24 protein-coding genes are annotated in these 25,552 nt (G+C 65.8%); all 24 read right to left on the reverse strand.

From position 1 onward, the window contains the following. Window positions 1–62: 62 nt before the first annotated feature. The 24 genes from ACIA8C_RS09895 to ACIA8C_RS10010 all read right to left on the reverse strand — a co-directional run bounded on the left by ACIA8C_RS09895 (window position 63) and on the right by ACIA8C_RS10010 (window position 25,541). Window positions 63–932 carry an MBL fold metallo-hydrolase gene (locus ACIA8C_RS09895; protein WP_397132919.1) on the reverse strand — a complete coding sequence of 290 codons (870 nt, stop codon included), beginning with the start codon at window positions 930–932 and terminating at the stop codon, window positions 63–65. Window positions 933–1,158: 226 nt separating this feature from the next. Next, on the reverse strand, window positions 1,159–2,325 hold the full coding sequence (locus ACIA8C_RS09900; protein WP_397132921.1) for a hypothetical protein: 1,167 nt from the start codon (window positions 2,323–2,325) through the stop codon (window positions 1,159–1,161). Between the two features lie 81 nt (window positions 2,326–2,406). Then, a complete protein-coding gene (locus ACIA8C_RS09905) occupies window positions 2,407–3,369 on the reverse strand; it encodes a hypothetical protein (RefSeq protein ID WP_397132923.1) in 963 nt (320 codons plus the stop codon). Further along, on the reverse strand, window positions 3,366–4,304 hold the full coding sequence (locus ACIA8C_RS09910) for a hypothetical protein (protein WP_397132925.1): 939 nt from the start codon (window positions 4,302–4,304) through the stop codon (window positions 3,366–3,368). Before ACIA8C_RS09910 ends, ACIA8C_RS09905 begins: the two co-directional genes overlap by 4 nt. Continuing rightward, the gene (locus ACIA8C_RS09915; RefSeq protein ID WP_397132927.1) at window positions 4,301–5,158 is read right to left on the reverse strand and encodes a DUF4913 domain-containing protein; all 858 of its coding nucleotides are present in this window, start codon (window positions 5,156–5,158) and stop codon (window positions 4,301–4,303) included. The genes ACIA8C_RS09910 and ACIA8C_RS09915 overlap by 4 nt, the downstream gene beginning before the upstream one ends. Further along, the gene (locus ACIA8C_RS09920; protein ID WP_397132929.1) at window positions 5,155–7,035 is read right to left on the reverse strand and encodes a type IV secretory system conjugative DNA transfer family protein; all 1,881 of its coding nucleotides are present in this window, start codon (window positions 7,033–7,035) and stop codon (window positions 5,155–5,157) included. Before ACIA8C_RS09920 ends, ACIA8C_RS09915 begins: the two co-directional genes overlap by 4 nt. 41 nt (window positions 7,036–7,076) lie before the next feature. After that, window positions 7,077–8,288 carry a hypothetical protein gene (locus ACIA8C_RS09925; RefSeq protein ID WP_397132931.1) on the reverse strand — a complete coding sequence of 404 codons (1,212 nt, stop codon included), beginning with the start codon at window positions 8,286–8,288 and terminating at the stop codon, window positions 7,077–7,079. 280 nt (window positions 8,289–8,568) lie between these two features. Then, window positions 8,569–9,522: a hypothetical protein gene (locus ACIA8C_RS09930; RefSeq protein ID WP_397132933.1), complete on the reverse strand. Its 954-nt coding sequence runs from the start codon at window positions 9,520–9,522 to the stop codon at window positions 8,569–8,571. Between the two features lie 12 nt (window positions 9,523–9,534). After that, window positions 9,535–9,957: a hypothetical protein gene (locus ACIA8C_RS09935; protein WP_397132935.1), complete on the reverse strand. Its 423-nt coding sequence runs from the start codon at window positions 9,955–9,957 to the stop codon at window positions 9,535–9,537. Between the two features lie 234 nt (window positions 9,958–10,191). Then, on the reverse strand, window positions 10,192–11,079 hold the full coding sequence (locus tag ACIA8C_RS09940) for a hypothetical protein (RefSeq protein WP_397132937.1): 888 nt from the start codon (window positions 11,077–11,079) through the stop codon (window positions 10,192–10,194). Between the two features lie 48 nt (window positions 11,080–11,127). Beyond that, the gene (locus ACIA8C_RS09945; RefSeq protein WP_397132939.1) at window positions 11,128–12,102 is read right to left on the reverse strand and encodes a hypothetical protein; all 975 of its coding nucleotides are present in this window, start codon (window positions 12,100–12,102) and stop codon (window positions 11,128–11,130) included. Next, the gene (locus tag ACIA8C_RS09950) at window positions 12,099–12,638 is read right to left on the reverse strand and encodes a hypothetical protein (RefSeq protein WP_397132941.1); all 540 of its coding nucleotides are present in this window, start codon (window positions 12,636–12,638) and stop codon (window positions 12,099–12,101) included. Before ACIA8C_RS09950 ends, ACIA8C_RS09945 begins: the two co-directional genes overlap by 4 nt. Further along, the gene (locus ACIA8C_RS09955; RefSeq protein ID WP_397132943.1) at window positions 12,635–13,303 is read right to left on the reverse strand and encodes a hypothetical protein; all 669 of its coding nucleotides are present in this window, start codon (window positions 13,301–13,303) and stop codon (window positions 12,635–12,637) included. The genes ACIA8C_RS09950 and ACIA8C_RS09955 overlap by 4 nt, the downstream gene beginning before the upstream one ends. 107 nt (window positions 13,304–13,410) lie before the next feature. Beyond that, on the reverse strand, window positions 13,411–14,259 hold the full coding sequence (locus ACIA8C_RS09960) for a hypothetical protein (RefSeq protein ID WP_397132945.1): 849 nt from the start codon (window positions 14,257–14,259) through the stop codon (window positions 13,411–13,413). Between the two features lie 191 nt (window positions 14,260–14,450). Then, window positions 14,451–16,280 (reverse strand): acyl-CoA dehydrogenase family protein, encoded by a 1,830-nt coding sequence (locus ACIA8C_RS09965; RefSeq protein ID WP_397132947.1) that lies wholly within the window; start codon window positions 16,278–16,280, stop codon window positions 14,451–14,453. A gap of 154 nt (window positions 16,281–16,434) precedes the next feature. After that, the gene (locus ACIA8C_RS09970; RefSeq protein ID WP_397132949.1) at window positions 16,435–17,550 is read right to left on the reverse strand and encodes a C40 family peptidase; all 1,116 of its coding nucleotides are present in this window, start codon (window positions 17,548–17,550) and stop codon (window positions 16,435–16,437) included. A gap of 154 nt (window positions 17,551–17,704) precedes the next feature. Continuing rightward, entirely contained in the window at window positions 17,705–18,658 is a 954-nt protein-coding gene (locus ACIA8C_RS09975; RefSeq protein WP_397132951.1) for a hypothetical protein, read from the reverse strand. 31 nt (window positions 18,659–18,689) lie between these two features. Next, entirely contained in the window at window positions 18,690–18,830 is a 141-nt protein-coding gene (locus ACIA8C_RS09980; protein WP_397132953.1) for a hypothetical protein, read from the reverse strand. Next, the gene (locus ACIA8C_RS09985) at window positions 18,827–19,324 is read right to left on the reverse strand and encodes a hypothetical protein (protein ID WP_397132955.1); all 498 of its coding nucleotides are present in this window, start codon (window positions 19,322–19,324) and stop codon (window positions 18,827–18,829) included. The genes ACIA8C_RS09980 and ACIA8C_RS09985 overlap by 4 nt, the downstream gene beginning before the upstream one ends. 126 nt (window positions 19,325–19,450) lie before the next feature. After that, window positions 19,451–21,196: a hypothetical protein gene (locus tag ACIA8C_RS09990; RefSeq protein WP_397132957.1), complete on the reverse strand. Its 1,746-nt coding sequence runs from the start codon at window positions 21,194–21,196 to the stop codon at window positions 19,451–19,453. After that, window positions 21,193–22,665, reverse strand: a complete 1,473-nt coding sequence (locus ACIA8C_RS09995) for an SCO6880 family protein (RefSeq protein WP_397132959.1) — start codon at window positions 22,663–22,665, stop codon at window positions 21,193–21,195. The genes ACIA8C_RS09990 and ACIA8C_RS09995 overlap by 4 nt, the downstream gene beginning before the upstream one ends. Continuing rightward, the gene (locus tag ACIA8C_RS10000) at window positions 22,662–24,101 is read right to left on the reverse strand and encodes a hypothetical protein (protein ID WP_397132961.1); all 1,440 of its coding nucleotides are present in this window, start codon (window positions 24,099–24,101) and stop codon (window positions 22,662–22,664) included. Before ACIA8C_RS10000 ends, ACIA8C_RS09995 begins: the two co-directional genes overlap by 4 nt. Continuing rightward, window positions 24,083–24,892 carry a hypothetical protein gene (locus ACIA8C_RS10005; protein WP_397132963.1) on the reverse strand — a complete coding sequence of 270 codons (810 nt, stop codon included), beginning with the start codon at window positions 24,890–24,892 and terminating at the stop codon, window positions 24,083–24,085. The genes ACIA8C_RS10000 and ACIA8C_RS10005 overlap by 19 nt, the downstream gene beginning before the upstream one ends. A 13-nt stretch (window positions 24,893–24,905) precedes the next feature. After that, the gene (locus ACIA8C_RS10010; RefSeq protein WP_397132965.1) at window positions 24,906–25,541 is read right to left on the reverse strand and encodes a hypothetical protein; all 636 of its coding nucleotides are present in this window, start codon (window positions 25,539–25,541) and stop codon (window positions 24,906–24,908) included. Window positions 25,542–25,552: the final 11 nt, after the last annotated feature.

Consider the following 25,552-nt stretch of genomic DNA (forward strand, 5'->3'; position numbering starts at 1 on the left):
ATTCCGATTCCTTGTCCGGAGATTGTTGTTCCGGGGGTCGACACTCTCGTTCTCGTGACCGTTCACCATGTCGGTTCGGCTTCCCATTGGTCTCTGTCGGTGCTGCGGGCGACGTGGCCGAGTTGGACGTCGCCGAAGTGGATTCCGACGCCGAGGGTGTCCTCGCGGCACAGTTCGTCGATCAGGTGCAGTGCGGTGGTGATTGATCTATCGGGATCGTCGTCGGCCGCGGTGGTCAGGTGTGGGTGACTGATCTGGATAGGACTGGTCATGGCGTCGCCGAGGGCGATCAGCCGACGTCGCCCGGAATTGATCTGGTAGGCCATGTGGCCGAGGCTGTGCCCAGGAGTGGCGAGCGCCTCAACTCCCGGGAATATCTCCTCGCCGTCGTTGATGGGATGTACTTGGTGCGCAAAGACTTCCAGCATTTCTGGTGCGATACCGTCGGTGGCGGCAAGTTCGCGGTGGGCCCATTCCGTCGTGCTGATCAGGACCTCGGTGTGCGCGAAGGGTGACCGCGCTTGTCCGGGTCGGCTTTGCCATAGCCAGCCGAGATGATCCAAATGCAGGTGTGTCAGGGCGATCAGGTCGATGTCTCGTGGGGTTTTACCCACGGCTGCAAGGCTTTTCAGCAGCTGACCACCGCGGAGGAGCCCGAAAGGGGATGGGAGGGCCAGAGGTCCGAAACCGGCGTCGATGAGCATGGCGTGCTGGTCGATTTCGACGAGCAGTGCGCCGATGCTGGCGACGAGGTAGCCGTCGGGGTTGAGCAGGTGGCTGTGCTCGATCCAGAGGTCGTCGTCGGAGCTGGGAAACCACGCCCGGGGTTCCAGCAAGGCGACGCCATCGGGTAGATAGGTAACACGAAGCTCGCCGAGCTGGTGGCTGCGAATCGGGGCCGAAACGGCGTAGCGGTTGAGGCCAAGGGTCATCGGGTTATCTCCTGATCTGATATAGGTCCGGTGTGCGGTGGTCCTGCCGAACCAGCGATGAGTGTCCCTCGCCGTTCTCGGGCGACGAGGGTCACAGCGTTTCCGCGGACCGGTCATTACATGCAGCGCTGTGGCGGCAGCTCGGACACCGCGCGGATGTAATCGGACCTGCTGAAGCCTGCGGGCACGGCTGCTGATGCGCGTTTGGTATGGCGCCGGTCCGCGCTCACCGCCGACTCGCTCGTGTCCGATCGGGTACAGCGTCGAATCCGTTCGACTCATCCCGTGCCACGGTGGGCAGCCAGTGGTCGGAGAACGCGGCGGTGGCTGCGATCGTCGCGGCGGCTTGTTCGGCGCCGGTGGGGGTGCATCGCCCGAGACCGCAGGCGGTGGTGACGGCGTGGGCGGGTCGGCTGGATGCTCGTTCGAACAACCGCAGGCTGATCATCGAGTCGAGCAGGCTCTTGGGCGCGACGACGCCTGCGCTCAGCGTCCATTCCGGGTCCAGGTGTTGTAGTGGTGTGTAGAACTGGGACTCCAGTGGGGCGGGTTCAGCGCCGTAGGCGCAGGGAATGTGGGCCATCGGCAAGGGCGTACCGTGGCGGCGTAGTTGCCGTGCCAGGGCGTTGAGCAGGGCGACGGCGGGTTCGAGGCTGCGTGGTTGCAGCATGGCGGTGTGACGGTAGTCCCCGTAACACAGGTGCAGACTGCTGTTTGCGCCGATCCGGTGCAGGCGGGTGAACACGTTGGCGAGTTGGCGGGCGATCGGCGCCGCGAGCATCCTCGCTTTCATCAGCGCCAGCAGTGCGACCGGGGACTCGACTTGCCAGGTGATCATCGGGCCGTGAGTCCTGGATAAGGTCGCGATCTCGTCGAGGATGGCCTCGGTGAACACAGGCACGTGGCGCACGGCAGTGATGAGCGCACCTGGGTGGCTGAGCGCTTTCAGAATCGGCAGTCCATCCGCGGTGGCAGCTCCGGCGAGCGCGAACAGGCTCAGATCCAGTGAATTAGGTTGGCTGAGTTGAAGTTTAACGCCATCGAATTCTGGCCGTTCCCGGCGAAGTGCGGTGAACTGCGCGACGATCTGGTCGATCTTGTCGATGCGGCCCATCGTGAGGTGCTCCGGGGCGAGACTGACCCCGGGGCGGATCCGGCCGGCGGGCATGTGGTTGTAGTCGGCGTAATCATCTGGGCTGCTATTGAAGTCGAGGACCTCGGTACGAGTTTGTAAATCACGCAGATAGGCGATGATCCAGTTGGGATCCAGATCGCACGGTAACGCGGTGAGTGGCTGTCCACCACTGTGGTCGAGGAACCATTCCATCGCCTGACGAGGGCTGCTCATCAAGGATTCGGGCAGGCTACCCACGAAATGTACGTGACGCTTCATAACTATTCCTTCGTTGAGGGTCGTGAGATGAGGAGAGCGGCTTCAGATTGGGGAAGACCGATTCGTGCGGCCACAGGGCGCTCAGGGATCCGGCCCGTGCGCGGGGGCGGCGGTGGTCGCGGACTGGCCGGGACCGGAATCGGGCATGGGGTTATCGAGTTCAACCGCGTCGGCGAGGGTGGCGTCGGCGATGGCGGTGTCGATGACACGGCCGGTGTCGGGCTGCTCCGAGAGGATGGTGTGCATGTAGTGGCGGACTTGCACGAGATGCACGGCCTCGCGGGCGCGCTCGATCAACAATGCTGGTTTGGGTGGCTGGTCCACGTCCGGGTTGGCGGTCGAAAAGTCCCGGCCGGGGTGGGCTCGGCGCAGGTTCCCCAGCGAGCGCCGCACACTCGACGCGACCGACGGCGCGGCGTGGCGATCCCAGACCACGGCCAGCTCGTCCGGGCTGTAGTTCCAGAACTCATTGACCTGCTCGTGCAGGATGGTGTCGCGGACATGGAAGGTTCGTGCGCGCACTCGTGCCGACATCGCGATCGCGTCGGCCGTGCGGGACGCACGCGTCCACAGTGCTTGCATGTTCCTGCGGAATTGTTCTGCGGCAACAGGATCGGGCTCTGCCGTAGCTGCATAGATAGCCAGGAGGTGTTCGCGGGTGACGAGGACTGCGGCCATCTCGGTCATCAGGTGCATGTCATCGAGTGCCCGACCGGACGAGCGTGGCCCAGGTGCCCGTCCAGATGGCGGTAGGCGCAGGTCGCCGGTGAAGGGTTGGCCGGTCCGCCCGAGTCGGCGTACGTCGTCGATCCAGCTGTCGGGCATACCGGTTGCACGGGCGCGGATTTCGGTCATGGCGCGGTCGCGATCGGTCAGGCGTAGCTGTTGCAGCACCGCAGTCACCGCCGTCGTGTCACCGGCACGTTCTCGCGCGACCTCCTGCAACTCTGTCGCCCGGGCGGCCAGTGCATGGATCCTGTCGAGCATGCCCGCCTGCTCGACAGGTAGATCACGCACTCGCAACCGGGCCTGCGGTTCGCTCATGGCTCGAACCATTCGGCCGCCGAGGAGAACTGCGGGGCCGAGACCTCCCAGTCGAGCTCACCACCGTAACTTCGCGTCTGCACCTCGGAGATCTCACTGAATAGTGATGACCCCGTGGCGGTTTCGACGACCCCACCGGCCGTCGCCCCAGGTTGCGCGTCCGTGACAGCGGATTCGATCGCCGCCCCGGCTGCGACGGGAAAAAGTCGCTGCACACGTGGCAGCAAGCGGCTGACCGCAGCGGCCAGATTCTCAGCCGACGGCAGGGCCTCCGCGCAATCGGTGATGATGCCCGCCGCACCCAACGCAGCCGCCTGCAGTGCGTACCCGCGCGAAGCGATGTCAGTAGCGTTTTTCCAGGGGTCTGTCACCGTGTCGCCGGAGCGCTTCATCACCATTCTCGCCCCGGCCGGTGCCCAGTCCGCGGCGGTGCCCCAAAGCTGTTCACCGAGTTCAGCGTCGAGCCCGAGTAGGTTCGCGATTCCGTTGGTCCGCGCCCGCAGGGCACCCAGATTCCGGTCGAGATACCCAGCTACAAACGGCGGCGGTGCCGGACTGATCATGCGGTGGGCGATGTCGACGACGGTCCAGTCCAGCAGCAGTTGCACGTCTGCGGTGAAACCGCCTAGGACGCGGTCCAGGTCCAGCGGTTCGGCAGCGCGCAGGAGTCGATTGGCATGCCAGGTGATGCCGTTTCCTCCCTGTTCACGCACGTGATCGATCCATGCGCGGGGCACTCCGGCTGCGTAGGCCGCTTTCTCCAAGGCGTCGTGCGCGATGGCGCGGTCGTGGTAGTCGTCGAACCACTGCCATGGTGGGCGTTGTCCGGTGTCGGCGATGTGTTGATTTGCCGTGTCGATCATTGCGGCCAGCTCGACGGCCCGATTCTGTAGCGCTTTGAGCACGTGCCGCTGCGCAAGTGTCGGTTTGCTCATGAGGATGTCCTTGGCGGCATGGTTTCGGCGAGGGCGCGGAAGTCCGGCCCGAAGCCCAGGTGTGCGGTCGAGGTTTTCGCCCCCGGTGGGCCGAACCACGCGGTGGGCAACGGTGCGCTCGGCAGTCCGGGGCATTCGGTGTGCTGGTCGGGGGTGCAGCGGTAGAGCGGACCCCGCGATGCCTCAAGGATTTCCCGCAGATGAATGTCGATGTGGCGCAGGAACAACGTGCTCATCGCGGCCGGGTCCTCGGCGCAAACCGCGGCCTCGAAAGCACGGTGGATGGCGGCGAAGCGCAGGACCACGTTGCGGTGGCGCCACCACTGCCGACACCAGCTGTATTGCCCTTCACGGTTATTCGCGGCGATCCGTACCGAGGTCACCGGCAGCAACCAGTCGGTCACGAAGTCGGAGTAGTGCGCGAACAACTTCGGCGGGGCCGAATTTTCCCCGGGCAATGTCGGTTTCGGTGCAGGAGGCGGCCCGAACCAACCCCGGGGCACAGGATCGAACGGCAACGACGGAGTGCTCACATGGATCTGGCGGGTGCAGCGATACAACGGGCCATTGGCGGCATCCATGATCGTGCGCAGATGCCCGTCGACTGTGAGCAGGAACGTGCTCAAGCTGGTACCCGCACGGGACCGGCGCTGGCCTTCGAACGCGGCGTGCAGGTGCGCGATGCGCACGGCCACCGCTCGGTGCGCCCACCATTGCGGACACCAGGTGTAGGTGTTTTCCCGGTTGGCCTCGGCCAACCGCACAGTGATGTAGGGCAGCAACCATCTCTCCGCGAACACGCTGAAATGGCTGTAGCACGGCGCATTCGACGACGGCGCGGTGTTGGCGCTCATGACGGATCTCCCTGCTCATCAAGCGCTGGCGGGGCGGGAGGTAGGGCGATCGCTGCGTTGGCGGCTTTCTCGAAGCGGGCCAGCGAATCGTGGACCAGCTGCGCGTATTCGGTGTCCTGCCACCAGCTCTTACGGACTACGACCGGCCCGTATCCCGGAAGTCGAACCAGGGCACGGTCTTTGGGCAACGCGGCCAGCAGCGAGATGTCGAGGATGGGCTCGGCCCGCCAGGTCAGCGTCCGGTTCGTTCCACCGGCGCCATGGCTGCGGGAGCGGTCGGCTACATCGTGCGGGCCGGCCATCGCCGCCCAGTGTTCGAGGTAGTCCACTGCGCCGATACCACCGCCGTAGACCTCGATGCTTTGGGCCCGCATGGTCTTCAAACCGTTTGCGCCCCAAAGGTCTTCGCCTTGCTCCAGCACCTGAAGAATCGTGATCAGCACGATGCCGCAACCACCGGCGTAGGTGTAATAGGAGGGCAGCTCAGCGATGCGCGCACAATTGGCTGCCTCATCGAGCACCCCGAGCAGCGGCACCTTCAACCGGCCGTCGGGACGCGCGCGTGCACTGATCAGGGCGGCCTCGAAGATCTGCCCGACCAACGCCGCAGTCAAGGGGGTGGCGCTATCGGGTCCTGCCATCGACAGCGCATACAAGGTGTCGGTCGAGGTCACGAACTCGCGCGGCCGAAACTCGGGCAGGTTGTGGGTCGGGTTCTGCTCGGTCCGGTCGATCACCACGGTCGTAGCGCCGTCGGCCTTGGGTGCGGCTTCGCGCACACGCAGCTGGTAGCGCTGCGGCGGGGTGACCATGCGGGCATAGCCCTCATCGGAAAGCGATCCGAGGAACCGCCGCGCCATGTCATAGAGCCCGTCTCGTTGACGGGCGTAGAGGGCTTGAGATTCGACAATGCGCTCGGCGGCGCGCTGATGACCGTAGTGGCGCAGAATCAACGCCGGGGTGAGATCTTGATCGCGGCCCAGCCATTCCGCGACATGCAACAGATCGCCTTGCACGCACGCCGCGGCATAGATGTAGAGCGCCAGCAATTCCTGCGCGCCTCCGTCAAAGTAGCTGTCGACCTTGGCATTTGCTGCTTGCGCGGCGGTACCTGCGGCGGCGGAGACGAAGAAGCTCGCCAGCTTCCGCGCGGCCGGTAAGGTCTCCACTTGGGCGAGCAGGTCGACCCAGAACCCGCACTCGATCCGCCCGGTGACCGCTTGCAGGTCACACAGCCACACCCGTCCGCCCCTTTCGCGCCCGAACACCGTGTGCCGGTACAGATCCGGCTTGTTCGAGGTCGCCAGACACGGCCCCCACGCCGCCAAGACCGCAGGGATCGCCCAGGCCATCGTTTTGCCCGTGCGCGTACCCGCGGTGATGGTTACGCCGAGTTCCGCGGGCACATACAGGCCCACTTTCCCGATCACGGTCGTGCCCAGCGGTGGGCCTTTGAGTGTCCGGATTTCCGGTGCGGCGTCACGCAGCAGGCGCTGGTTCGCTATCGCGTTGTCGCACACCCGCGCCAACCGGATCTCCCGAGGCCGCTGCATCGTGCGCGCCGCCGCGTCGATCTCGGTGCTTGCGTACAGCATCCGCCAGCACCCGAACACCACCGCCGCTGCGGCGGCGGAGAAGACGGCTGCCACCACCGTGGCTTGCCACGGCCACGGTTGCCGCCCCGACACCGCCCCCAGCAGCGCGGTCACCGGATGTCGGGCAACTGGCACCCCTGCCCACCAACATCCCGCACACAACGCCGCCCACACCCCCAATGCTGCGACTACCAGCGCCACGAAGATCAGCAGCAGCGCGGTCTCCTCCCCGATCCCGCGTTTGGTCCGGCGCCGGGTCTCCCGGGTCGCAATCATGATCATTTACTCCTGTGTGAGTGAAAGATGTTAATTGGCATGGGTTTTCATAGTTCGACGCCTTTGACGACCTCATGCGTTGGGGTTGACCGACTCACGTCGGGAGTCTCGGGGGTGTGCCAGTCGGCGTGCTCGGCGTCGGTGGAAGCGGCGTCGACGGCCTGGCCGATCGCGACTCCACCATTCGGGGTAGCCGTCGCGAGCGCGGATGGGTCCGGTGCCCCGAGACTGGCGTGGGGCTCTGGCGCGTGGTCGAGCGGCATCAGGCTGGGATCGGTGAGGTCCAGGCGCGGATCACCGGGTCCGTCTTCCCAGTAGGTGCCGGCCTGTCCAGCCAGAGAGACACTTTTGATCACCTCGGCCGGGGCACCGATCCGGGCGGCGACCACGCGAGCACTGCGGTAACGCGCACTGATCCGTTCCAGCTCAGCGACTTTGGTCAGGTTGTATTCGACGGAATCCGGGGCGAGGTCGTTTATGGCCTCGACCGTGCGCGTGTGCTCGGCATACAGGTCTTGCAGCACCTGCAACGCGGCGCGCTGAAGCCGCGTCGCCTCGCCTGCCGGTGTCGTTCGCGCCTGATCCGGTATCGCGGCGGACTCTTCGATATCGAGAGTGCCGAGTTCTTCGGCAGTCTCGCGATGCTGGTCGCTTCCGGCGATGATCGCGCCGACTTCCTCGGGGTCCAGCATCGACTGCACGGTTCCCAATGCGCGATCGAGCACATTTCGCCCCCATGGTGTCGCCGCCGCAGCGTTCGCATCCGCCCGGCCGATGCCACGGTCAGTGCTCGGGGCGCGGTTTGCGCTCGCTGCAGGAGTGACCGGTTGCCAGCGGGCGCTGTCCTGCTCGGACCCGGTGACACCTGGTTCCAGGTGACCGGTTTGCTCACCGGCCTGGCGCAGGTTGCGCAACCCGATCTCATCGACACCATCGGCATTCGCAGCGTGGGCACGCTCGAGCTTCCGCAACTCTTGGGCCGCTTGGTCGGGAGAGTTCTCCCATTCGCGGAACGCATCGCGCAGCCGGGTCCACTGGATCCTGTGGGCCACCGAAGGGTTCCGGCTCCATTTGGCGGCCAGCTGGCCAGCCTGGGATTTGAATTCGGCTCTCTGCTGGGGAGATTCGGCGAATTCAGAGACCAACAGCAGGGAGTACCAGTGCGCCGCATCAGCGCGCAGTTGGGCTTCATCAGCGGAGGCGGCGTCGGGGTAGTGCTCAGGGTTGTTTGCACCGCCTCGTCGATCGAGCCAGCTCATGACTCTGGCCTCACATCAGCGACGGCATCGCCCAGACCGCGGGCGGGCGTCAGTGGTGATCGGGTGCGTGCGTTCGGGATTGGATTGGTGGGGGTGGACATCGTCGACCTCCTGTGGAGGGTGCGTGCCACAAGTCCTCAGGACGAGGTGGCAGCGGTGTTCAGATGTCCCCGGCATTCGGGTTCGGCGCGGTGGTCGGTACCCCGTGACCACGCCGCCGACGAAAAGGCAGGCGAAGCAGGTGTTATTCGGTCAGGTAATGGCTCCGTTCTTCAATGATTCAGGTGTCCAGACCGAGGTCCTGGTCGGAGGTCTCGGGGCGGTAGGTGCCCTCGTCACGCTCGCTGCCCCAGGTGGGCGAGTTGTCGACCAGTGCCTGCTGCACCGCTGTCGTCATGGCCGTGGGGGCGGCGCCGATGCGGTGGTCCGCGGTGGCGTCTAGGTAGTCCGCACGCAGTGCCGTCGTGGCGATGTCGAACATTTGCTGTGGAGTCGGTGGACTGGCACCCGCTTCGGCAAGCACTGCGGTGACGTCGAGGTCGTCGGAAACATAGGGTGGGCGTGGGGGTTTTGGGCTCGCGTTCGCGTAGGTGCTCCATTCGGCGACCACGCTCATCTCGTCGAGGTCCTCGGCGGTGCCCGCGTGCAGTCCTCGGATGTTCTCGGCGCTCGCGCCGCCCCAGAGTGCGGCGGCCTCGGTTGCGGTGATCCGGGCACCCGCAGCCAGCGCGGCGACGCGTTGGTATTGGCGGTGGGTGTTCTCCGCGAATTTCCAGACCGCCAGAGGATTATTCCCGAAACTCCAGCGGCCGGAGGCGATGAGCTCGCGCCGCAGCACTTCCAGGCTCACCATGCGCTCGAGGTCCCACCGCTCGACCTCGAGCATGTCCAGACAGAATTCCTCGAAGCTGTCCCGAGACGGAGTTCCTGTCGGCGACTCCGGACTTGGTACCGGTCGGTGGCCGGAGTGGCCGAATGTGCGTACATCATCGATCACTTGTTGTGGGACGTCCGCCTTTAACGCCTGCTGCTCGACCAGCTGACGTTTGTGTTGCAAATCGACCAACGTGTCGTCTAGCTCTGCCCGGCGTTGTTGATCAACGCGCGGGTCTCCGCTGTCCTGGTAACCGGCTATCAGGTCAGCAATGTGGGTTTCCTCGGCAGCCAGTCGCTGAATGCCGCGCAGCCGGTCCAGCATTCGCTCCGAGGCTGACGGTTGTGATGGGTCGGTCATGATCCTCGCCGCTCACAGCTCGTGGTCGGCGTCGCGACCGGGGTCACGGGTCGTCGGGTCGGGATCAGTGCTGGGCTCCTCGGTCGCACTCGCCTGCGGTGAGTTCGCCAGCGCAGCCACGATCTGGACCTCGGTGCCGTGTTCGGCCGACTGCGTGGACAGGGCCTCGGTGGCGTTGACGATCATGATCTCCGGTCGCGGGGGACGCGGGCTCATTAGATCGGTGCCGGCCGACACGCCGAGGTTCTCGGTGCCGCGACGGGCCTCGTGTTCGAGGCCGCGCCAGATGTGGGGGCACCAGCGCTCGTAGAGTTCGATGTCGCTATAGGTCTGCACGGTCACCGCGCTCAACTGCTTCCACCCATGGTGATCGCGCGGCACTCCCACCCCGGTCGCGTGCAGTTCGATCTCGTGCAGGTCCGAGCGCAGGCCCATCAGCTGTGTGCCGCCAGGTCTGGATCTTGATATTCCTGGCGCCGGGCGGTTCATAGTCCGGGAAGGCATTTCGCAAGGCTTTGGCGTGGTCGGCGGCGGTGTTCTGGATTATTTCGAGCAGCCTCAGCTTCCAGCTGGGCAGCTCCATCAACTCTGGTATCGGTTGAGTCATCGGTCATGCTCCGATCGGCAAATGGGGGGAAACACAAGTGATCGAGGGCCAGCCACCACATGTCATGGCGCGGTCCCGTAATCGCGCTGCTCCGGCGCGGCATCGAGTTCGGCTCCGCTCCAGGCGGTTTGGTCGCGAATGTGTCCGGCGGCGGTGTCCTCGCTCAACGTGGTGGCGGCGACCGCGTCGTTGACAGCGACCGCCTCATCGTCGAGGCCCCGGGGCAGGCCGTCGAGTGCGACGGCGACGAGTTCGACCATCCGCTCCGCGGAGTGCGGCATCTGCGCGTCGATCTCGTGCACGGTGATACCGGACTCGAGCATCACCACCAGAGGTGTCGCCACCTCTGAGAAGTTGGCGTGCGCGATGGTGTGGAAGCGGGCGCGCAACTGCTCGTCGTTGTGGCTGCTCAGCTCGTGGGCGACGGTGTTGGCCCAGTGTCGGCTGCCGTGTCGTGACCACATCTGGTCTCGTTCTCGATCAGTCACCGCGAGCTCGTGTGACACCGCGCCCAGGCGCTGCCACACCACGCTGGTTACCGCCAGGAATGTTGTGCGCTCGTCGTTGTCGAGACCAGGCTGGCGCAGGGTGTGGGCGGCGAGAATGCCTGCGCTGTCCTGTAAGTCGTGGATGTGCTGAGCTAATGCCGCGATCAGCGCAGGTCGTGGGACTTCGTCGGGGCTGTAGAACGGTCGGCTCGGGTTCGAGGGTTGGCCGCGCTCGCCTGCGGTGCGGGCGTAGTGTCGCCACGAATGCGGACAGCCCACCATCGAAGCCAGGTCCTCGAGCTGGGTCAGGGCGCGGTCATTCATGGTGATCTGCTCGGCCACTTCCGGTCGCGGTGCGTCATGACCTGCGGCAACGGATTTGCCGATCCTGGTCCAGTTGTCGTGGGCCAGGTTTTGAATGCCGTTGAGCAGCAACGTTTGTAGCCGGGTTGGTGTCTGCATGTCATCGGCTCCTGACCTCACGCGCCCCCGGTGGCGTGGGTACGTGGTTCATGGCCCGAGCTCTGGATCTGGTGTGGCGGTCAACTCCAGGGGTGGATCGAAACCGAAGTCCAGTCCCGGATCCGCATCCGCCGACGCACTCGCGTGTACTGGTTGTGCGTCGGCGACGGCTGCTTCCAACCCGGTCCCGTCAGCCGAGGGTTGAGCGGAATCCCCGCCCGCCTCGGGGAACTCGTGCTCGAGGTGGGTGAGCACCGTCAACGCTTCGGTCAGACCGGTGACGTCGGCGACAAACACCCTCGGCGGCACGCTCCCGTGCTCTGCGGTGGTGGCCGGTTCGAAGTTTTCGACGATTTCGGCGTCGATCACGTCCTGGGCCGGGACCTCTGCGTCGGGCACCGCAGTGGCGTCGATGAAGTGGTCCGGGTCGACACCGGTGTCTTCGGTGAAGCGCCGGTCGAAGGCGTCTGCGGCCACGGCATTCTCCTCGGAGAGCCCTTTGCTGGCGCGGGCCGCGGCGTGCGCCGCCGTCGACGCCCCGGTCGCACCGGCTTTACCGCCGGGGTCGGTGAGGGTATCGCTCAATCCGGCTGCGCGGCGGCGGATCTGGATCTGCAGCCGTTTGTCTTCTATCTCGAGCTTGTGGAGGGCCTTCTTGTGTTTCCGCTCGAGATCGCCGCCTTTGGTACGGCGATCGAGGTCCTCGTCGGCACGCCGCTGTGCCTCGGTGTGCGCGGTGTTGGCGTTGGCCGTGCGTTGTTTGACTTCCGTGATCTTGGCGTCGTTGAGCGCGATTTCCTGCGGCACGGTGGCGAGCATTTTCTCCACCCGCAGCCGATGCTCCAAGGCGGCGCGCGCCTCCTTGCTGTCGCCGACACGCATCCTCTGGAGGTGTTCGGTCACTGACCGCGCGTCTCCGGCGCGCCGCGCGAACAGCCCCGAGACCATCGCTGCGGTCTGCATCGCTTGCATCGTGCTTTGCCGCATCGCTTGGCCGCTCTCCTCGACCGGATCGCCGTTCATGTGATCACCTCCAACCCGCCGAGCTGCCAGGCCGATGCTGTGGTGGTGCGGGCTGCGCGGGCGTAGACGGTCAGCGCGATCGGTGCTTGGTCGGCGGGGCGTATGTCCACCGCGAGTACCCGGGCGGCCATGGTGGGGGTGTCGGGTGGGTGGTCGTCGCGGGTCAGGCGCACCAGGGTGGTGATCTCGATGCCGTCGCGGCGCCATTGCTGCCATTGCTGAGCGTTGATCGGCGCCCAGACCAGCGCCGAGGGTTCTCCCTGCTCGGCGAAGACCGGTTCGATCAGGTCCCGGGCCGCGCGGAACGCGGCACGTTGGTCGGGTTGTTCGCTGGGCCGGTACTCGAAAATCGTCTCCACCGCGGCGAGCAGGACTGCCTCCGCCGAGCAGAGGTCGGTCTCGCTGGTTGCGGGTTCGAGACCTGCTGTGCCGCATTGCGACACCGTCCGTGGCGGCAGGTCCGCCGCGTGTGTGCATCCACTCAGCACCGCGCCCACCATGAGGCTCCCGACGAGTGTGATGATCGGCTTGTTCATGCCGACTCCTTGTCTGTGTCGAACAGGAAGCGCAGGTCGATCTCGGAGAATCCGACGATGTCGCGGCGGGCTCGTTGTTCGGCGGCGGGATTGTGGCTGGCGGTCGACAGTGCCAGCACCAGTCCCGCGGTCTGCGCGGCGTGATGGAGCCTGCGTGGGGTGATCTCGTAGCTGTGTGCCATGACCAGCCGCAAGGTCGCCGCGGAGGCTCGGACATGAGAGCGAGCGCGCCAGGCAAGCCAGATCGCTTGCCGTGCCGCTGCTTCGGCGGCGTTGGCGGGGGTGCCGATGGTGGCAGGCTGGCGGAAAAGGTCGTGCCAGACCAGGTGGCCGTCGCTACGGCAGATGGTGAAACTGGTCATGGTGGCCGCGGAGAACAGTCGCAGCCGTGGCCCTTTGGCCGCCAGCCGCGACAGCTTGCCTCCGGCGCGTTTGGCGGCCCGGGTTGCCTCGGCCTGGCGCAGCGCGTCGTAGTCGACGATGCCTGCCTCAAGCAACGCGAACACGTAGCGATCGAAACTGGCTGCGTTGTTGAAACGGTGCTGGGCCGCGACGCGGTCGAACTGACTGGTACAGGAATAGGTGGAGAGTTCGCCCGCGCGCAGACGGACAACCATTTCCGGGCTGAGTGGGGTGTGCGTGGTCGGCGATCGGCGCGATTTCATCTCGACCTCCATGTGTCGACGGGAATGGGTCTCGGCTGTAGCTCGATTCGCCCGACACCCTGTTGTGACGAAGTTCTTTGCTAACGAGGCTCTTTGACGCTCGTCGCTCATGGTTCGACCTCCGAATGCGACTCGGCGATCTCTGGCGCTGATGTCAGCGCTGCGTTGCCGGTATCGGCGATTTCGGCACAGCTCGGCTCAGGAGCTGCCGCGTCGACGGCTTCGGCGATCCGCGTGCCGCGATCACTACCGGCGGTTGTCGATGATTGGGTGCTGCACGCAGTGTCGGCGAACTTCATTGTGTGCCAAAGTGTTTCGGCGGCGTGGCTGAGCTTTTGCGGATGTGGTGGTGCGGGTGCGCCGGAATGGTCGAGTCCAGCCGTCGCCAACGCGTTGTACCGTGTGCGTGCCCGGGATACCGCGACCGCGCTCGTGGCGGACTTCCACCTTTTGGACAGCTCTGCGGGTACGACCGCGCGGGTTTTCTGGAGTAGCGCCGTCCACCGCTGGGGGTCGTTGGACCATCGAGTGCCGACCTCAGCGCGGGTGACGTTGAGTGCTCGCGCGACCATCGCGATCCGCAGCCACTGCGCCTTCTGTAACGCTTCGAAACGCTCGGCTACCACCGGCTCGATCACACCGCGGCGGTCGCGGTAGACCGTCTGGATGGCAGTCATCTCGAACAGCTCGTCCACTTGAGCGTGCAGTCGCGCCAACTGCTGTTCACGCGCTTCGGCCCAGCCCGCAGGCAACTGCTGCCAGCCGGTCCAACGACGGCCCGCGTTGCCTTGCGCACGTACGTGAGTTATCCATCGCTCGGGGATGCCGATCTCGTGTACCAGCTCATCGAGCAATGTGGCGGTGGCGTGCAGATCGCGCAAGATCGGCCGGTCCCAGCCCGTGGCGCCGGCCATATTGCGGATGTCGACGGTCACGTTCTGCAGTTGCTTGAGCATGCGCTGCTGCACCTCTGTGGGCACGGCGCTCGCGCGCCGACTCGATCCTGACCTCGCCACGGCGTCATCCCCGATTCCCCGGGCGGCAAGGAGGTTTCGGGCCATCCGCGCGTGGCTCCCCGCGTCGGCAACAGGCGGCCTCGGTGGGGTGGTCAGGGGGTGCGGAGTCGGCGAAATGGGCAGCGCGGTGATCAGTCATCGCCCACCGCGCAATCATTCGATAGCGACGAGGGCCGGTTCGGCAGATCCCATCCGGCGAAGGCGATCCATCGCGCGGTGGTGTCTCCAGCGATCGGTGCGGGAAGGTCCTCGGGTACGGCGAACGCACGTGCCAGGATCGGCAGCTGGTGTTCAACCGCCGCAGAACGAGCCCACAGGTTGCGGCGCAGCCCTGCAGCGCGGCCCCGGCCCAGCAGCCCGTGCGCGACATACCAATCCGCGTTGTCGTTGACGTGCCGCAACCCGTACAGCGCCGCCGAGTCGTACAGACACTGTTGTGCGACAGGGTTATTCATGTCCGCGGCTGCGTTCCACATGGCGTCGACTGCGGTACGGACGGTGACGGACATCGCGAGTTCTATGGCCGCGCTATCGGGATGGTGCACCGATTCGGCTTCTTCGGCCAGGACCTGCTCGCGTTCGACCAGCGATCGATACCACCACGCGCGCGGACACTCGTCGATGCCGGCCAGGTGAGGAATTCCTGATCGGCGCACGGCGCGTCCGGCCGCCCCGAGCATCGCCCAGGTCTCGCCCTCTGCGGTCAGGATCCCCTCGCAGAGTGCGACGTAGTCAGTGAGATAGTTCGCGCGCAGGATGCCCTGGGCCGCCAACCGCTGCCGACACATCTCGATCACTGCCCAGGAGGTGTAGGAGGCCACAGGTTTGGTGAGCATCGCCCACAGCGCCACCTCAGCGCCGTCGATGTCACCGCGTGCACAGTGTGCGCGGACGGCGTTCACCAGGCACGTCATCGCCCACATATCCGACATCGCGTGGGCCAACTGCCCGGCCACATGGTCGTGAGTAATCATCGAGGCCTCATCGGGACCGACTCGACGATGGCTGGCATAGCCGACGGCCAGCGCCAATCCAGCGCGGGCCGCTGACACCGCCGCACCGGCCGTGCACAACCGTGCCGAATGCATCGGGCTCATCGCGCGGGCGAAACGTTGCCGTGCTGTCAGCGCGCAGTGAAACCGGCCCGTCACATCGAAACCGGCGACGTCCCCACCCAACAGGGCTGATTCGGGGATCAGTGCGCCGTGGAATCGGGTCATGGCGTTGTCCATCCACAGGCAGAAACCGTTGTCGGGCAACGGCTTCACATCCACACCTTCGACCAGTCCCTCGGCGGTGCGCAGCCGCATCAGAAACGGCCACACTCCTTCATCGGTGCCGTCTGCGATCAGGCGTGCGTACACGACGACGCAGCGCGGAATCGGCGCGGCGACGTTGGGCATGAACTTCACTGCCCCCGCTGTGGGGGTGTCGAGGCGGAAGGACCGTTGCTCGGGTAGCCAGGTGGCCGTGGTTTCCAGGTGTATCGCGTCGCTGCCGTGGTCGAGCTCGGTAACGAGTCCGACTCCGGCAGCTGCTCCGCTGTCGAGATCGTGCAGGCATTGCTGTTGGAATGATGAGTTGTCGCCGAGGTTTTCGATCGCGGCGACGGTGAGTTTGAGATGTCCCGGCAGCAGCACCAGCAATCGGGGGGCCAGCGCCGCCGCCCAGTCGAACAACGCATACGAGCTGTTGTCATCGGCGGCTATGGTGCGGGCCGAGCCGCCCAGCGCGGCGAGGGCGCGTGCGAGCAGAAGATAGCTGTAGGAGGCTTCCTCGGTTTGGGTTTCCCCACTGCGTGGAATGTCACCGAGGGCGGCGACCACATCGCGGATCCGTACCTGATTGATGTAGTCGTCGTCACCGAAAACCGTTGCCGTCAACGCTGCGAGTGGCTCGCCGCCACACGCTACGGGCGCCGCAGTGTCCTCGAGTCGTGTGTTGTTCTCGATCGTTGTCATCAGGAGGGGTTCCTTTCGGTGGGTGCGGCAGGAGCGTGTGCCAGTGGCCATAGGCGCTGAGGCGGTCGGGCCTTCGGGTTGGCGCTTTCGCTGGTGTAGTGCGGCTGGCGTGGTGAGTGCGGCCGATCGCGGAGGCGAATATCGTTCAGCGCGGTCACGCTCGGCTGGCCGGTGGCTGGTAGCGGCGCACATCCATGTGTTCGCCGTCGAAGGCCGACAGCGGTGTGATCGTGACGGTTTGGCCGGTCTGTGGGGCGTGCAGCAGCAGGTCGTGGCCTTGCTCGTCGCGCCCGTAGTAGATCCCCACGTGGTGTGAATCGCTCTCGCGCGGGGAGGTGAAGAAGATCAGATCGCCCGGTTGCTGGGCTCCGATCGGCACTGGCCGTGCGGAGGGGTGATCTTGTTGGGCTTGGGTGTAGTGCGGGAGCCGGATCTGACCGCCGGATGCCTGATAGATCGCGTAGAGGGTGAGCCCGCTGCAGTCGAACCCACCGCCGGTCGGGCCGCTGGTATCCCCGCCGCCCCAGACGTACGGTGTGCCCTTCCAGCGCTCGGCGTACTCGATCACCGACCGCCCGAACGCGCTGGCTTCTGCGGGCACCGCGGTCCCCGAGTCGTTGGTGCCACACCCCCTCGCCGTCTCGCCCACGTCGGGTCGTGGCATCGAGGCGATATCGATTCCAGAGAACATCGCATACAGTCGCCGTGCCAGATCTAGCTGTGCGGCATACACATTCGGTCCCGATACCTCGATCGCTTGCGCGATCTGGGCCGGTGACATCTGCTGTGCTGTATTGCCGAGCTCGGCGGCGCGATCGTAGAACCAGTTGATCTGATAGGTCGGCTGCATCAACCGCTCGATACCGACCGCACCCCAGATTCTGGCGCGCAGCTGGTGCGGCCCCACCGAATCGTGGTCGTAACCCACGCCGTCGTTGGCGTATCGCAACGAGTCCGGAACCCCCGGATTGGCCAGATTCCGAAATGTCGACTCGGTGGCCTGGGCGGCGAGCTCGGCGATGATCACCGATTCGCCCATCCGGCGTTGCAGCCCGATCGCGACCCCGTTGCGGGCCAGCTGCAGCTGAGCTTCGTTCAGCCCGGCCACGCTCTGCCTGGTCGGTCCGCTTACACCGGCCGCACCACCCGCCGCCAACGGTGTCGCACACGAGGGCCCATGGCCCGCACCCACAATTATCAGTACAAGAAGAACCAGCACGGCAGGCACCGACAATGCCGTCGCGGCAACAACTTTCGATGAGGAATTCATCGAACGTCACCCTCGGCGGTCGCCAGAGCAATCGACGGTGCACATCACGTGACTGCCCAGACAGGTCGGGCCGCGGCCCTTGACTCGCCAGCTGCGGAATGGTCTCGCCGCGGGTTCGGTGGAGGGTGGGATTCGCCATCGCGTGCCGTCGCCATCACGCGGGATCGGCCGGGGTGCCCAATTCCGGCGGCCGGGCCAGCGATTCACCCGCGGGCTCGCTGCCCCAACTCCCCACACCGGCGCCGTCGTAGGAGCGCTCAAGCGCTGGGGCTAGGTAGTCGAGCACATCCGCGCCATAAAAGAACGCATCGGCTTGCGCTTCACCGATGTCGACTTGCAGAGCGCGTGTCGCTTCGCCGATGAGCACACCCGGCGCCGGGACAAGCCTGCTCGGTTCGACCAGGCGGACTGGGTCGACGAGTTCAGCGCTCATACGCTTGGCCTCCCACTCGATCCCGGGCCAGGCATAGGCGCGCCAGCGCACCTCGATGTCGGAATCGGAGTAGCGGTAGACCGTGCGCGACACCAACCGGATCCAGTTGCCGTGATCGCGGTGCACCATCTCGGTGTGCTCGGCCTCGGTGAGCTCAACAGCCGCGGCGACGGTGTTGGCCCGTGTCCAGAGTGCGGTCATATTGCGCTCGTACTGCTGCTGACCCGCCGGGTCGGGAACGAAATCCCTCCCGCAGGCTTGCCGTGCGGCCTCGACCGCAGCCATGTGCTCGAGCGTCCACATGGTCTCGGCGAGCGCATCGAGCAGCGGTGCGCGACCGCGCTCGTCACTACCCACCGTGGGTGGCCTGTGGATGAGGTGGTTCCAGTGCTCTCCCTGCTCCCCGTCCACTCGCGCCAGCTCGATCAACTCGAGCTCCACCCCTGCCAGTTCCGTACGGATCTCGAGTTCGGTGCGGCTCTCCTTCAGATCACGCAGCCGCCCGCACCAGCCCTCGATCATCTCGGCACCGTGTCCGTCATCCTCGCGATAGCCCGGATACTCCGTGCTCAGTACGAGTGCGTAGCGGGCCGAGAGGTCTTCGATTCGGTCCAGCAACCGCGCCTTCCATCCCGAGAGCTCGAAGGGCGTAGCGTCTACCTGATTTTCGGTCATACCAGCTTTCCTTCCGGAAATGTTGTGGCACTTAATATTTGGTGATCACGTAGTCCCACAAAATCCGTGGTGTGGTGCAAACATTCACGCCTTCGATCCCACGGGTGGACGTCATGTCGGCTGTTTCGCCGAGTTCGATGGGTTGCCGGGCCGGACTCCGTTGCAGAGTCATAGGTCTGCTCCTGCATCAGGCACGTCGAAGGGCGGCGTCACGGATTCGGTTGGCGAACTGAAGGATTCAATGTCCTGTGTGATGTCGGAGTCACCGAAGACGTGGGAGTCACCGCCTGCCATGTGTGCTGCGGCGTGGACAGTAGCGCCGCCCAAAGGTGCGAGCAGTTCGTCGAGCGTCTCGCGCACTTTGGAGTCCAGCGGCGGGATGTCACCTGCCCCGTCTTCCTCCATGGACACCGCCACCGGTCCGTACCAGCCGGTAGGGAGCTGGTAACCCAAGCGGGCTAATACCTGGTCGGCCAGCGGGTTTGGGAGCAAATCAGGGTTGGAGAAGTCGTCGGCGAACCAGGCTCGCAGTCTTCCCATACCCTGGGTGGAAAGGTCCGGCACATGCGTACGTACTGCGTCTCGCATTTCCTGATCGCGGTTGCGGGAGCCGTAGAGGACCTCGCCGTCTGGGTTCAACACCAAGAAATCGGCCTGCCAGCTCATCGACTCACCTCCTTTCGGTCGGACGGTTTAGAAAACTTGGTGCCACCGAGCGCGGAGGCACGAATTCCCACCGATTTGGCGCTAGCAACAACTCGGCGAACACATAGGTGGGAAAGGCGTCAGAAATCATGAGGACCTGCAGTCGTTCTCACCGCCGTCGTGCCCGTTGCCGGGCACGGTGCCGTTCAGGTTGTCGAAGCGCCGGTTGGTGTTGTGCACGTCGGTCTGGCGTTCGGTGGGGGTGAATACCATGCGGAACGGGATGCCGGGCTCGTTGGATTCGCCGGTTTTCAGTAGGAAGCATCCGGTGCCCGGGGGTGCTTCGCGCCGGGTGGGGTCCAGGTCGTCGTCACTGGGTGGGCGTGGTGCGGCCCAGGAGTTGACCAGGAGTTTCTCGGTTTCGGTGATGCCGATCGCGCCGCGGATGCGGTTGATCTCTTCCGGGCCGACCGGCCCGATCAGTTTCGCGCGGGCTCGTTCGAAGAATCCGAGGGCTTTCGCCGCAGCGGCAGCGGAATCGAAAGCGCTGAGGTCTTTGATGGTGTGTGAGCACATGGTCAATCCGGTCGCCAGGCCACGCTGTAGCCGGGTGAGCGCATCGACTCTGTCGACCATGAACTCTCCGACGCCCAGGACGCGCCAGATCTCGTCCATGACGATTTCGAAGGCGCGTGGTGGTGCCAGTCCGGCGTCCGCGAGGGAGTGGGCGGCGGCGACGGCGCCGAATCCGTCGCTCCAGCACACCATCAGCACCGCGGCCAGGAGTTTGGTGTCGCCTTCGGGGATCCGCGAGACATCGACACAGATCGCGGGACTATCCAGATCCAATCGCACCGTGGTCTGGCCGTTGAATATCGCGCCGAAGGGTCCTTCCACCAGCGCGCGCAATGATCGGCGCAGCGTTTTCGTGGCGGCCCGATAGCTGAGTTCGTCGTCCTCCTCGACGAATTCGCGCAGTCGGTCCCCGCCGTCTGAGATGACCTCGAGCAGGTCCGACAGCACCGGCGGCCGGTCGTAACTGAATGTGGTGGTGGCGCTGTAGAGTTCGCGCAGCCCGGCGGCGAGCAGGACTTCTTCGTAGTCGGCCACGCGCGCCCCGCGGACGAGTTCGATGAGGCCGGCGACGATATTGACTTGCCCGGCTTCCACGCGCGCGGTGATCTGGCGGCGTTGGTCGGGGTCGCGGAGCCGGGTGACGACGGCGCCGAGTGCACCGACGTCGAGAGGGTTGAGGTGTCCGTGGCCGTAGCCGACGTCGATGACTTGGCCGCCGAGCTCGACCACCAGGTCGCGGTAGTCGGGTTTGGTGTCACCCAGACATAACGTGGTTCGCCCGGCAGCGACAGCACCGGTGACCAAGCGGCGGATCAGACTGGATTTGCCGAAACCGTTGAGTGCCAGTACGAAACAACTCGGCGCGGTGAGGAACCCTTTCAGGAACCAGCTCATCGAGTCGAAATGCACGGGCCCGCCGGTGATGTAGTGGATCCCCACGGGTGTGCCGACCGTCGGTGCGCTGGCCCCGATCGCGAAGGGCCACAGCCCCGCGACTTGGACGGTGGTGCCTCGCCATTCCGGTGTCGCGGTGACGACCGAGGCGCGGCCGCCGCCGATCCCGGTGTATCCGCGCGCGGACTGCTCGGCCAGCGATCGGTCGAAGCCATCGCCGCCCGAGCAGTCCGCGCGACGTGCCGCGGTGGACCGGCGGTGATCATCGGCCGATATCGCCATCCTTGCCCGCCAGCCACGGAGACCGGGTGTGGCGGCGGCCGCCTCGGTTGCGGTGCGCGCCCCGGGACTGAGCACCCGCACACCGGCAACGAGCTCGGTACGAGCTGGTCGAGACATCTTGGGCCGCTTGGTTTTTCTCATGCCGACACTCGCTTGGAGATGCTGGCGTGTTCGGGCAGGATCAGTCCAATTCCCAGGCTCGCGGCGAAGGCACTGTCCTGGCTGCCGTAGCAGCGGCGCACACCCAGACGTGCCGCCGACGCCATGGCTTTCATGGAGGCTTCGATGCCCGGCAGGTCGCCGTCGAGGTGGTCGGTAACGGTGATCAGCAGCCCGAATCGGGTGAGCCCGGCACCGCGGGCTTGTTCCTCTCGCGCGGCTCTGGTGTTGCCAACGCGGATGCCTGCCGAGGCCGAGGCGATGCCGCGCTCGGTCTGCTGGGCAGCGACCGCGTCACGAAAATCCGAATCGACCAGCGTGGAGGCTTCCGCGGCCGAATGCAGCCGGTAGACGACGGCGACGCGTTTGCGGGGGACGTCCGCACGCGGGCGCAGGAGTTCCTCGAGCACGTTTTCCATCACCGCACCACGTGGCGCGGCGTCCATCTCCCACGTGATCGAGCAAGCGCCGTCGTGAACATAGTGATCCCACTGATTGCGGTGAGCGATCGGCCCGACGCTCGACCAGGATTGGGTGCGGGTGATGCCGGGGCCCGCAGCCTCGCAATCGCGTTGGGAGGCCAGATCGTAGCGAGTACGCACCAGCGCGAGGACCTCCCACGCCTGCAACGGAGTCGCCGGCAATCCTGCCCGCGCGAGCTGGGAGAGCACGCCTTGCAAGCGCTGGCCGATTTCGCGGGCCTGCTCGGCCTCGTCGCGGCGGATACGTCCTTTGCCGATGGCGCGGTAGGTGATCGCGACCCGGGCTTCGATGCGCACACCGACCCCGCCGGTGTCGGCGGCGGCTTCGCGCATCACCGCTTTCGCGTAGCGCGGGGCGTTTGGGCGGATGAGCCGGGCGACCTCGCGTGCCTGCCGCAACCGCGTTTCGACGACGTTGTCCAGGACCGAGGTCACCGCCACGACCTCACCGCCGCGGCCTTGCGCGGCGAGGAACTGACCGTATCCCTCGATCCAGGAGTCGATTTGGGACTGGTCGACCAGCTCCTTACCGCGCGGGACCACACGTAGAACGACGGTGTAGTGGTCGGTGCGGCGTATGTGGATCATCGCGAACCGCTTCCCACCCGCGGTCTCGTATTCCGACAGCCGCGAATCCGCCAGCACCCCTGGCAATTTGGCTACACCGGGCAGACGAGAGAACCGCCCCGCCCGATATACATGCTCGCCGCGGGCGCGCGCGGCGACGAATTGTGCTCGGAGCAGCACGATTTCCCAGCCCGTCCGCCCGTTGCGCACGACGGCCAGCGGCGTGAACACCAGTGCGGCAACGACGATCATCGCCGCTGCCGCGCTCAGAGATCGGGTGATCATGAACCCGAGCATGATGGCGATGATCAGACCGAGCCCGAGCATCGACACTCCCCAAGTCAGCCCGAAAAAGCCCGCACTACGCGGACGTTCCCAGCGGCCGTACATCCGTGAGGTCATCGCCGCACCTCCCCCGGCCCCAGCGAATCCGCATCCAACCCGCCGCTCTCGCTCGCCTCCCGAATCTGGCTCTCCGCCGCCGAAACTGTTTGTTGCCCAGCATCATTCATCGCAGCTCCGACTGGCCCAGCCCCCGCCGCCCCGGTCGCTGGGGTCTCTCCCATACCGCCACCGCCGGTGGGTGTCGCATCCGTTGGCTTCGCGCCGCCGTGTGGGTTCGCCGGTGTAGTACCGCCTCCTGATGGTGTGCCGCCCCCTGGACCTGGTCCCGGCCCGCCGCCTGGCGTTGCTCCACCACCGTTGTTATCGGAGCCACCGGGCATGGGCCGTCCTCCCCCGCCGCCGGGCGGCGGCGAGGACGGCGGTGCTCCTCCTGTGCCGCCTGCCCCTGGTGAATGCTCCCCTTCAGCGACTTTGCGACCTTCCGAACCACCGCCGCCGCTGCCCACGGTCGCCATCGCGAGACCGGCCAGCCCGCCCGCCATCGCCGCTCCAGCTCCGCCCCCGCTACCGAGCGTGGCCACTGCGGGGCTGACCAGGCGCATCAGTGCGGGGAGCACGACCACCGTCATCACCAGCAGAATCAGGCCGAGCAGGATCATTTGCGGATCTTGTGTACGTCCGGCGACGGTGAAGGCGATCGCGTACACCAGCGCGCCGACCGGTTTCCACAGGGTGAATGCCAGCGACCAGCTCAGCAATCGTTTGTAGCCCTGTGAGCCTGGGCCGGTTCCCGATGCCGCGGCTGTGATGGGCAGGATCGCGACCACCAGAATCAGCAACGCCTGGCGGATAACCATCATCACCAGTTGCACCAGCATGCTGACGATCCCGAGAATGTAAAGCACCACTAACAGACCTGATCCCAAGCTGCTGTCGTGTTGCAGGTCGAAATCCACCAGGTGGGTGACTGCGCCGTCGAGGTCACCGCGGGTGGCATCCTGGATCACCCAGGTCGAGAACGCCTCTCCGGCGCGAGTTCCCGCGGTGATCACCACCGCGAAAGTCATGCCCGCGAACACCGCGCGCCCGAGCATGAGAAACGACTCCTGCGCTTCTGCGGCTGTCCCGCCGCGCTTGGCTAGTGCCAACCGTGCGGCAGCGAACAGGATTCCGGCCGTCAGCAGAAGAAATTGCAGGCCGCTGGTGTAGTCCCTGATCCCGGCTAGTACTGGGCCAGGTTCGCCGGTGCTGGTCGTCAATTGTGGTGAAGGAGTCGTGGTCCACCACGTCATCGCCATCCGCAAGCCCTTGGCCATACCGATACCAAGAGCGCTGACCAGGTCATCGAAAGCGGAATTCGCTACATCGGAGGCGGCGCTTCCGGCGTATTCGCAGGCTTGCTGCGGTCCCAGTGGCAGGTCGCAGATGCTGGGAAGCTGGGTGTGTATCGGCGAGCCGGTCTGCGCGAGGATGATCATGGTTGGCCTTTCCACGACCCGAAGGCCTCCGCCAAGGTCGGCGTCGATACCCCGGGGCCCCAGAGGGTTTCGATGTCCTCGGGTACGCGTACGCGCCAGTCCCCACCGACCCAGGCCATGGGCCAGGTGGCGATTGTGTAGCCGCCGGTCGTCCGGTGCGCGATCTCCACGACTGCCAGATCGTCGCGGTATCCCGGTCGTACCCGCACACCGTCGGGAACGACGACGTAGCGGGCGGCATCGGGGGTGCGTGCGCGGGAGCGAGCGAAACGGTTCACCAACGCGGGCCCGCCACCGTAGTAACGCTCGGCCACCACCTGCTGCCAGATCCCCTCCGGCGCTGATAGCGCTCGCCCGAGTGCGTCGAGGGCGGCCAGTGCCGCGCCCTGGGGGGTGTGGGCGAAATCCTGTGCGACACCGTTCGTGATCTGTGCAGGCCCGTCGCTGCCGGAGATGGGCAGCGCTGCACCGCCCCACCCGCGCTGCCACTGCATGCGCGCCGGTGACGCGGTGAGATAGTCAGGGCGTGCTGGGTCCAGACGCGCGCCGGGTTCTTGATTGAGCGCGACACCGGATTCCTCGGCGGGTACTTCCAGGCGCGCACCGAACAGATCGGTCGTCGGCGGCCGGGTTGCCGCGCTTGGTGCCAGATCGGGGAATGTCCGCTCGGTCGGCATCGTGGTGGTGACCGGGTCTGCGGGCGTGTGCGTCGTGTCGTCGTTGCGGCTCAGGGTCCAGGCGAATGCCGCGACGACGATGACGGTGATGCCGGTGAGCAGGATGATCAGCAGGCGGAACGATTTCATCGACGGTGCTCTCCTATCGCGGTGCGAGCGCGACCATCTCGGCCGGTGGTTGGACCACAGAGGTGACTGGGCTGGAGGTGAGGTCTGCGGGCAGCTGTAAGCGCCAGTCCTCGCCTTGCCAGATCACCTGGGTGTGGTTGGCGGTGACGGAGTTGTCGGGATACAGGCTGTAGACCTCGATCTCAGCGGTGTCTGGGCTGTAGCGGGTGATGGTGTAGCCCAGGACTTTTGGTGCTCCGGTGGCAATGGGTGCGGTGATCGATATCCGGGCACGTGCGGTTGCCCAGGCATCGCGTCCGGGGCCGGCGGCGAGCATGCGTTGCCCCACCAGCGGCCATTGGCCGTCGCCCGCGATCGACATCCGGACCGTGGCGTGGATCGCGGCCAGGGCCGCGCCCGCGGGCCGCCGGTCGAATCCGGTGGCGACTGCGCCGTCGATCTGGTGCGGGCCTTCGGTGCCGGTCGGCAGGTCGACGCCCTGGAAGGACTTCCATCGCAGCGCTGTCGGTGCTGCGGTGAGTACGGTCGTGGAGATCGCGGGGTCCGTGGGGTCGGTGCTGCCACAGGCCAGCAGGCCCGATGCCGCGATCGGTCCAGCGATAGCCAGGATCGCCAGTGTGCCGAAGCTTGTTGTGCGGGAATGTTTCACGGGTGCGTTCT

Source organism: Nocardia sp. NPDC051321, assembly GCF_044455225.1.
Classification (GTDB): Bacteria; Actinomycetota; Actinomycetes; order Mycobacteriales; family Mycobacteriaceae; genus Nocardia.

Coding starts and splice junctions, on each gene's coding strand:
- ACIA8C_RS09895 (WP_397132919.1), bottom strand. CDS start 932: ATGACCCTTGGCCTCAACCGCTACGCCGTTTCGGCCCCGATTCGCAGC.
- ACIA8C_RS09900 (WP_397132921.1), bottom strand. CDS start 2,325: ATGAAGCGTCACGTACATTTCGTGGGTAGCCTGCCCGAATCCTTGATG.
- ACIA8C_RS09905 (WP_397132923.1), bottom strand. CDS start 3,369: ATGAGCGAACCGCAGGCCCGGTTGCGAGTGCGTGATCTACCTGTCGAG.
- ACIA8C_RS09910 (WP_397132925.1), bottom strand. CDS start 4,304: ATGAGCAAACCGACACTTGCGCAGCGGCACGTGCTCAAAGCGCTACAG.
- ACIA8C_RS09915 (WP_397132927.1), bottom strand. CDS start 5,158: ATGAGCGCCAACACCGCGCCGTCGTCGAATGCGCCGTGCTACAGCCAT.
- ACIA8C_RS09920 (WP_397132929.1), bottom strand. CDS start 7,035: ATGATCATGATTGCGACCCGGGAGACCCGGCGCCGGACCAAACGCGGG.
- ACIA8C_RS09925 (WP_397132931.1), bottom strand. CDS start 8,288: ATGAGCTGGCTCGATCGACGAGGCGGTGCAAACAACCCTGAGCACTAC.
- ACIA8C_RS09930 (WP_397132933.1), bottom strand. CDS start 9,522: ATGACCGACCCATCACAACCGTCAGCCTCGGAGCGAATGCTGGACCGG.
- ACIA8C_RS09935 (WP_397132935.1), bottom strand. CDS start 9,957: ATGGGCCTGCGCTCGGACCTGCACGAGATCGAACTGCACGCGACCGGG.
- ACIA8C_RS09940 (WP_397132937.1), bottom strand. CDS start 11,079: ATGCAGACACCAACCCGGCTACAAACGTTGCTGCTCAACGGCATTCAA.
- ACIA8C_RS09945 (WP_397132939.1), bottom strand. CDS start 12,102: ATGAACGGCGATCCGGTCGAGGAGAGCGGCCAAGCGATGCGGCAAAGC.
- ACIA8C_RS09950 (WP_397132941.1), bottom strand. CDS start 12,638: ATGAACAAGCCGATCATCACACTCGTCGGGAGCCTCATGGTGGGCGCG.
- ACIA8C_RS09955 (WP_397132943.1), bottom strand. CDS start 13,303: ATGAAATCGCGCCGATCGCCGACCACGCACACCCCACTCAGCCCGGAA.
- ACIA8C_RS09960 (WP_397132945.1), bottom strand. CDS start 14,259: ATGCTCAAGCAACTGCAGAACGTGACCGTCGACATCCGCAATATGGCC.
- ACIA8C_RS09965 (WP_397132947.1), bottom strand. CDS start 16,280: ATGACAACGATCGAGAACAACACACGACTCGAGGACACTGCGGCGCCC.
- ACIA8C_RS09970 (WP_397132949.1), bottom strand. CDS start 17,550: ATGAATTCCTCATCGAAAGTTGTTGCCGCGACGGCATTGTCGGTGCCT.
- ACIA8C_RS09975 (WP_397132951.1), bottom strand. CDS start 18,658: ATGACCGAAAATCAGGTAGACGCTACGCCCTTCGAGCTCTCGGGATGG.
- ACIA8C_RS09980 (WP_397132953.1), bottom strand. CDS start 18,830: ATGACTCTGCAACGGAGTCCGGCCCGGCAACCCATCGAACTCGGCGAA.
- ACIA8C_RS09985 (WP_397132955.1), bottom strand. CDS start 19,324: ATGAGCTGGCAGGCCGATTTCTTGGTGTTGAACCCAGACGGCGAGGTC.
- ACIA8C_RS09990 (WP_397132957.1), bottom strand. CDS start 21,196: ATGAGAAAAACCAAGCGGCCCAAGATGTCTCGACCAGCTCGTACCGAG.
- ACIA8C_RS09995 (WP_397132959.1), bottom strand. CDS start 22,665: ATGACCTCACGGATGTACGGCCGCTGGGAACGTCCGCGTAGTGCGGGC.
- ACIA8C_RS10005 (WP_397132963.1), bottom strand. CDS start 24,892: ATGAAATCGTTCCGCCTGCTGATCATCCTGCTCACCGGCATCACCGTC.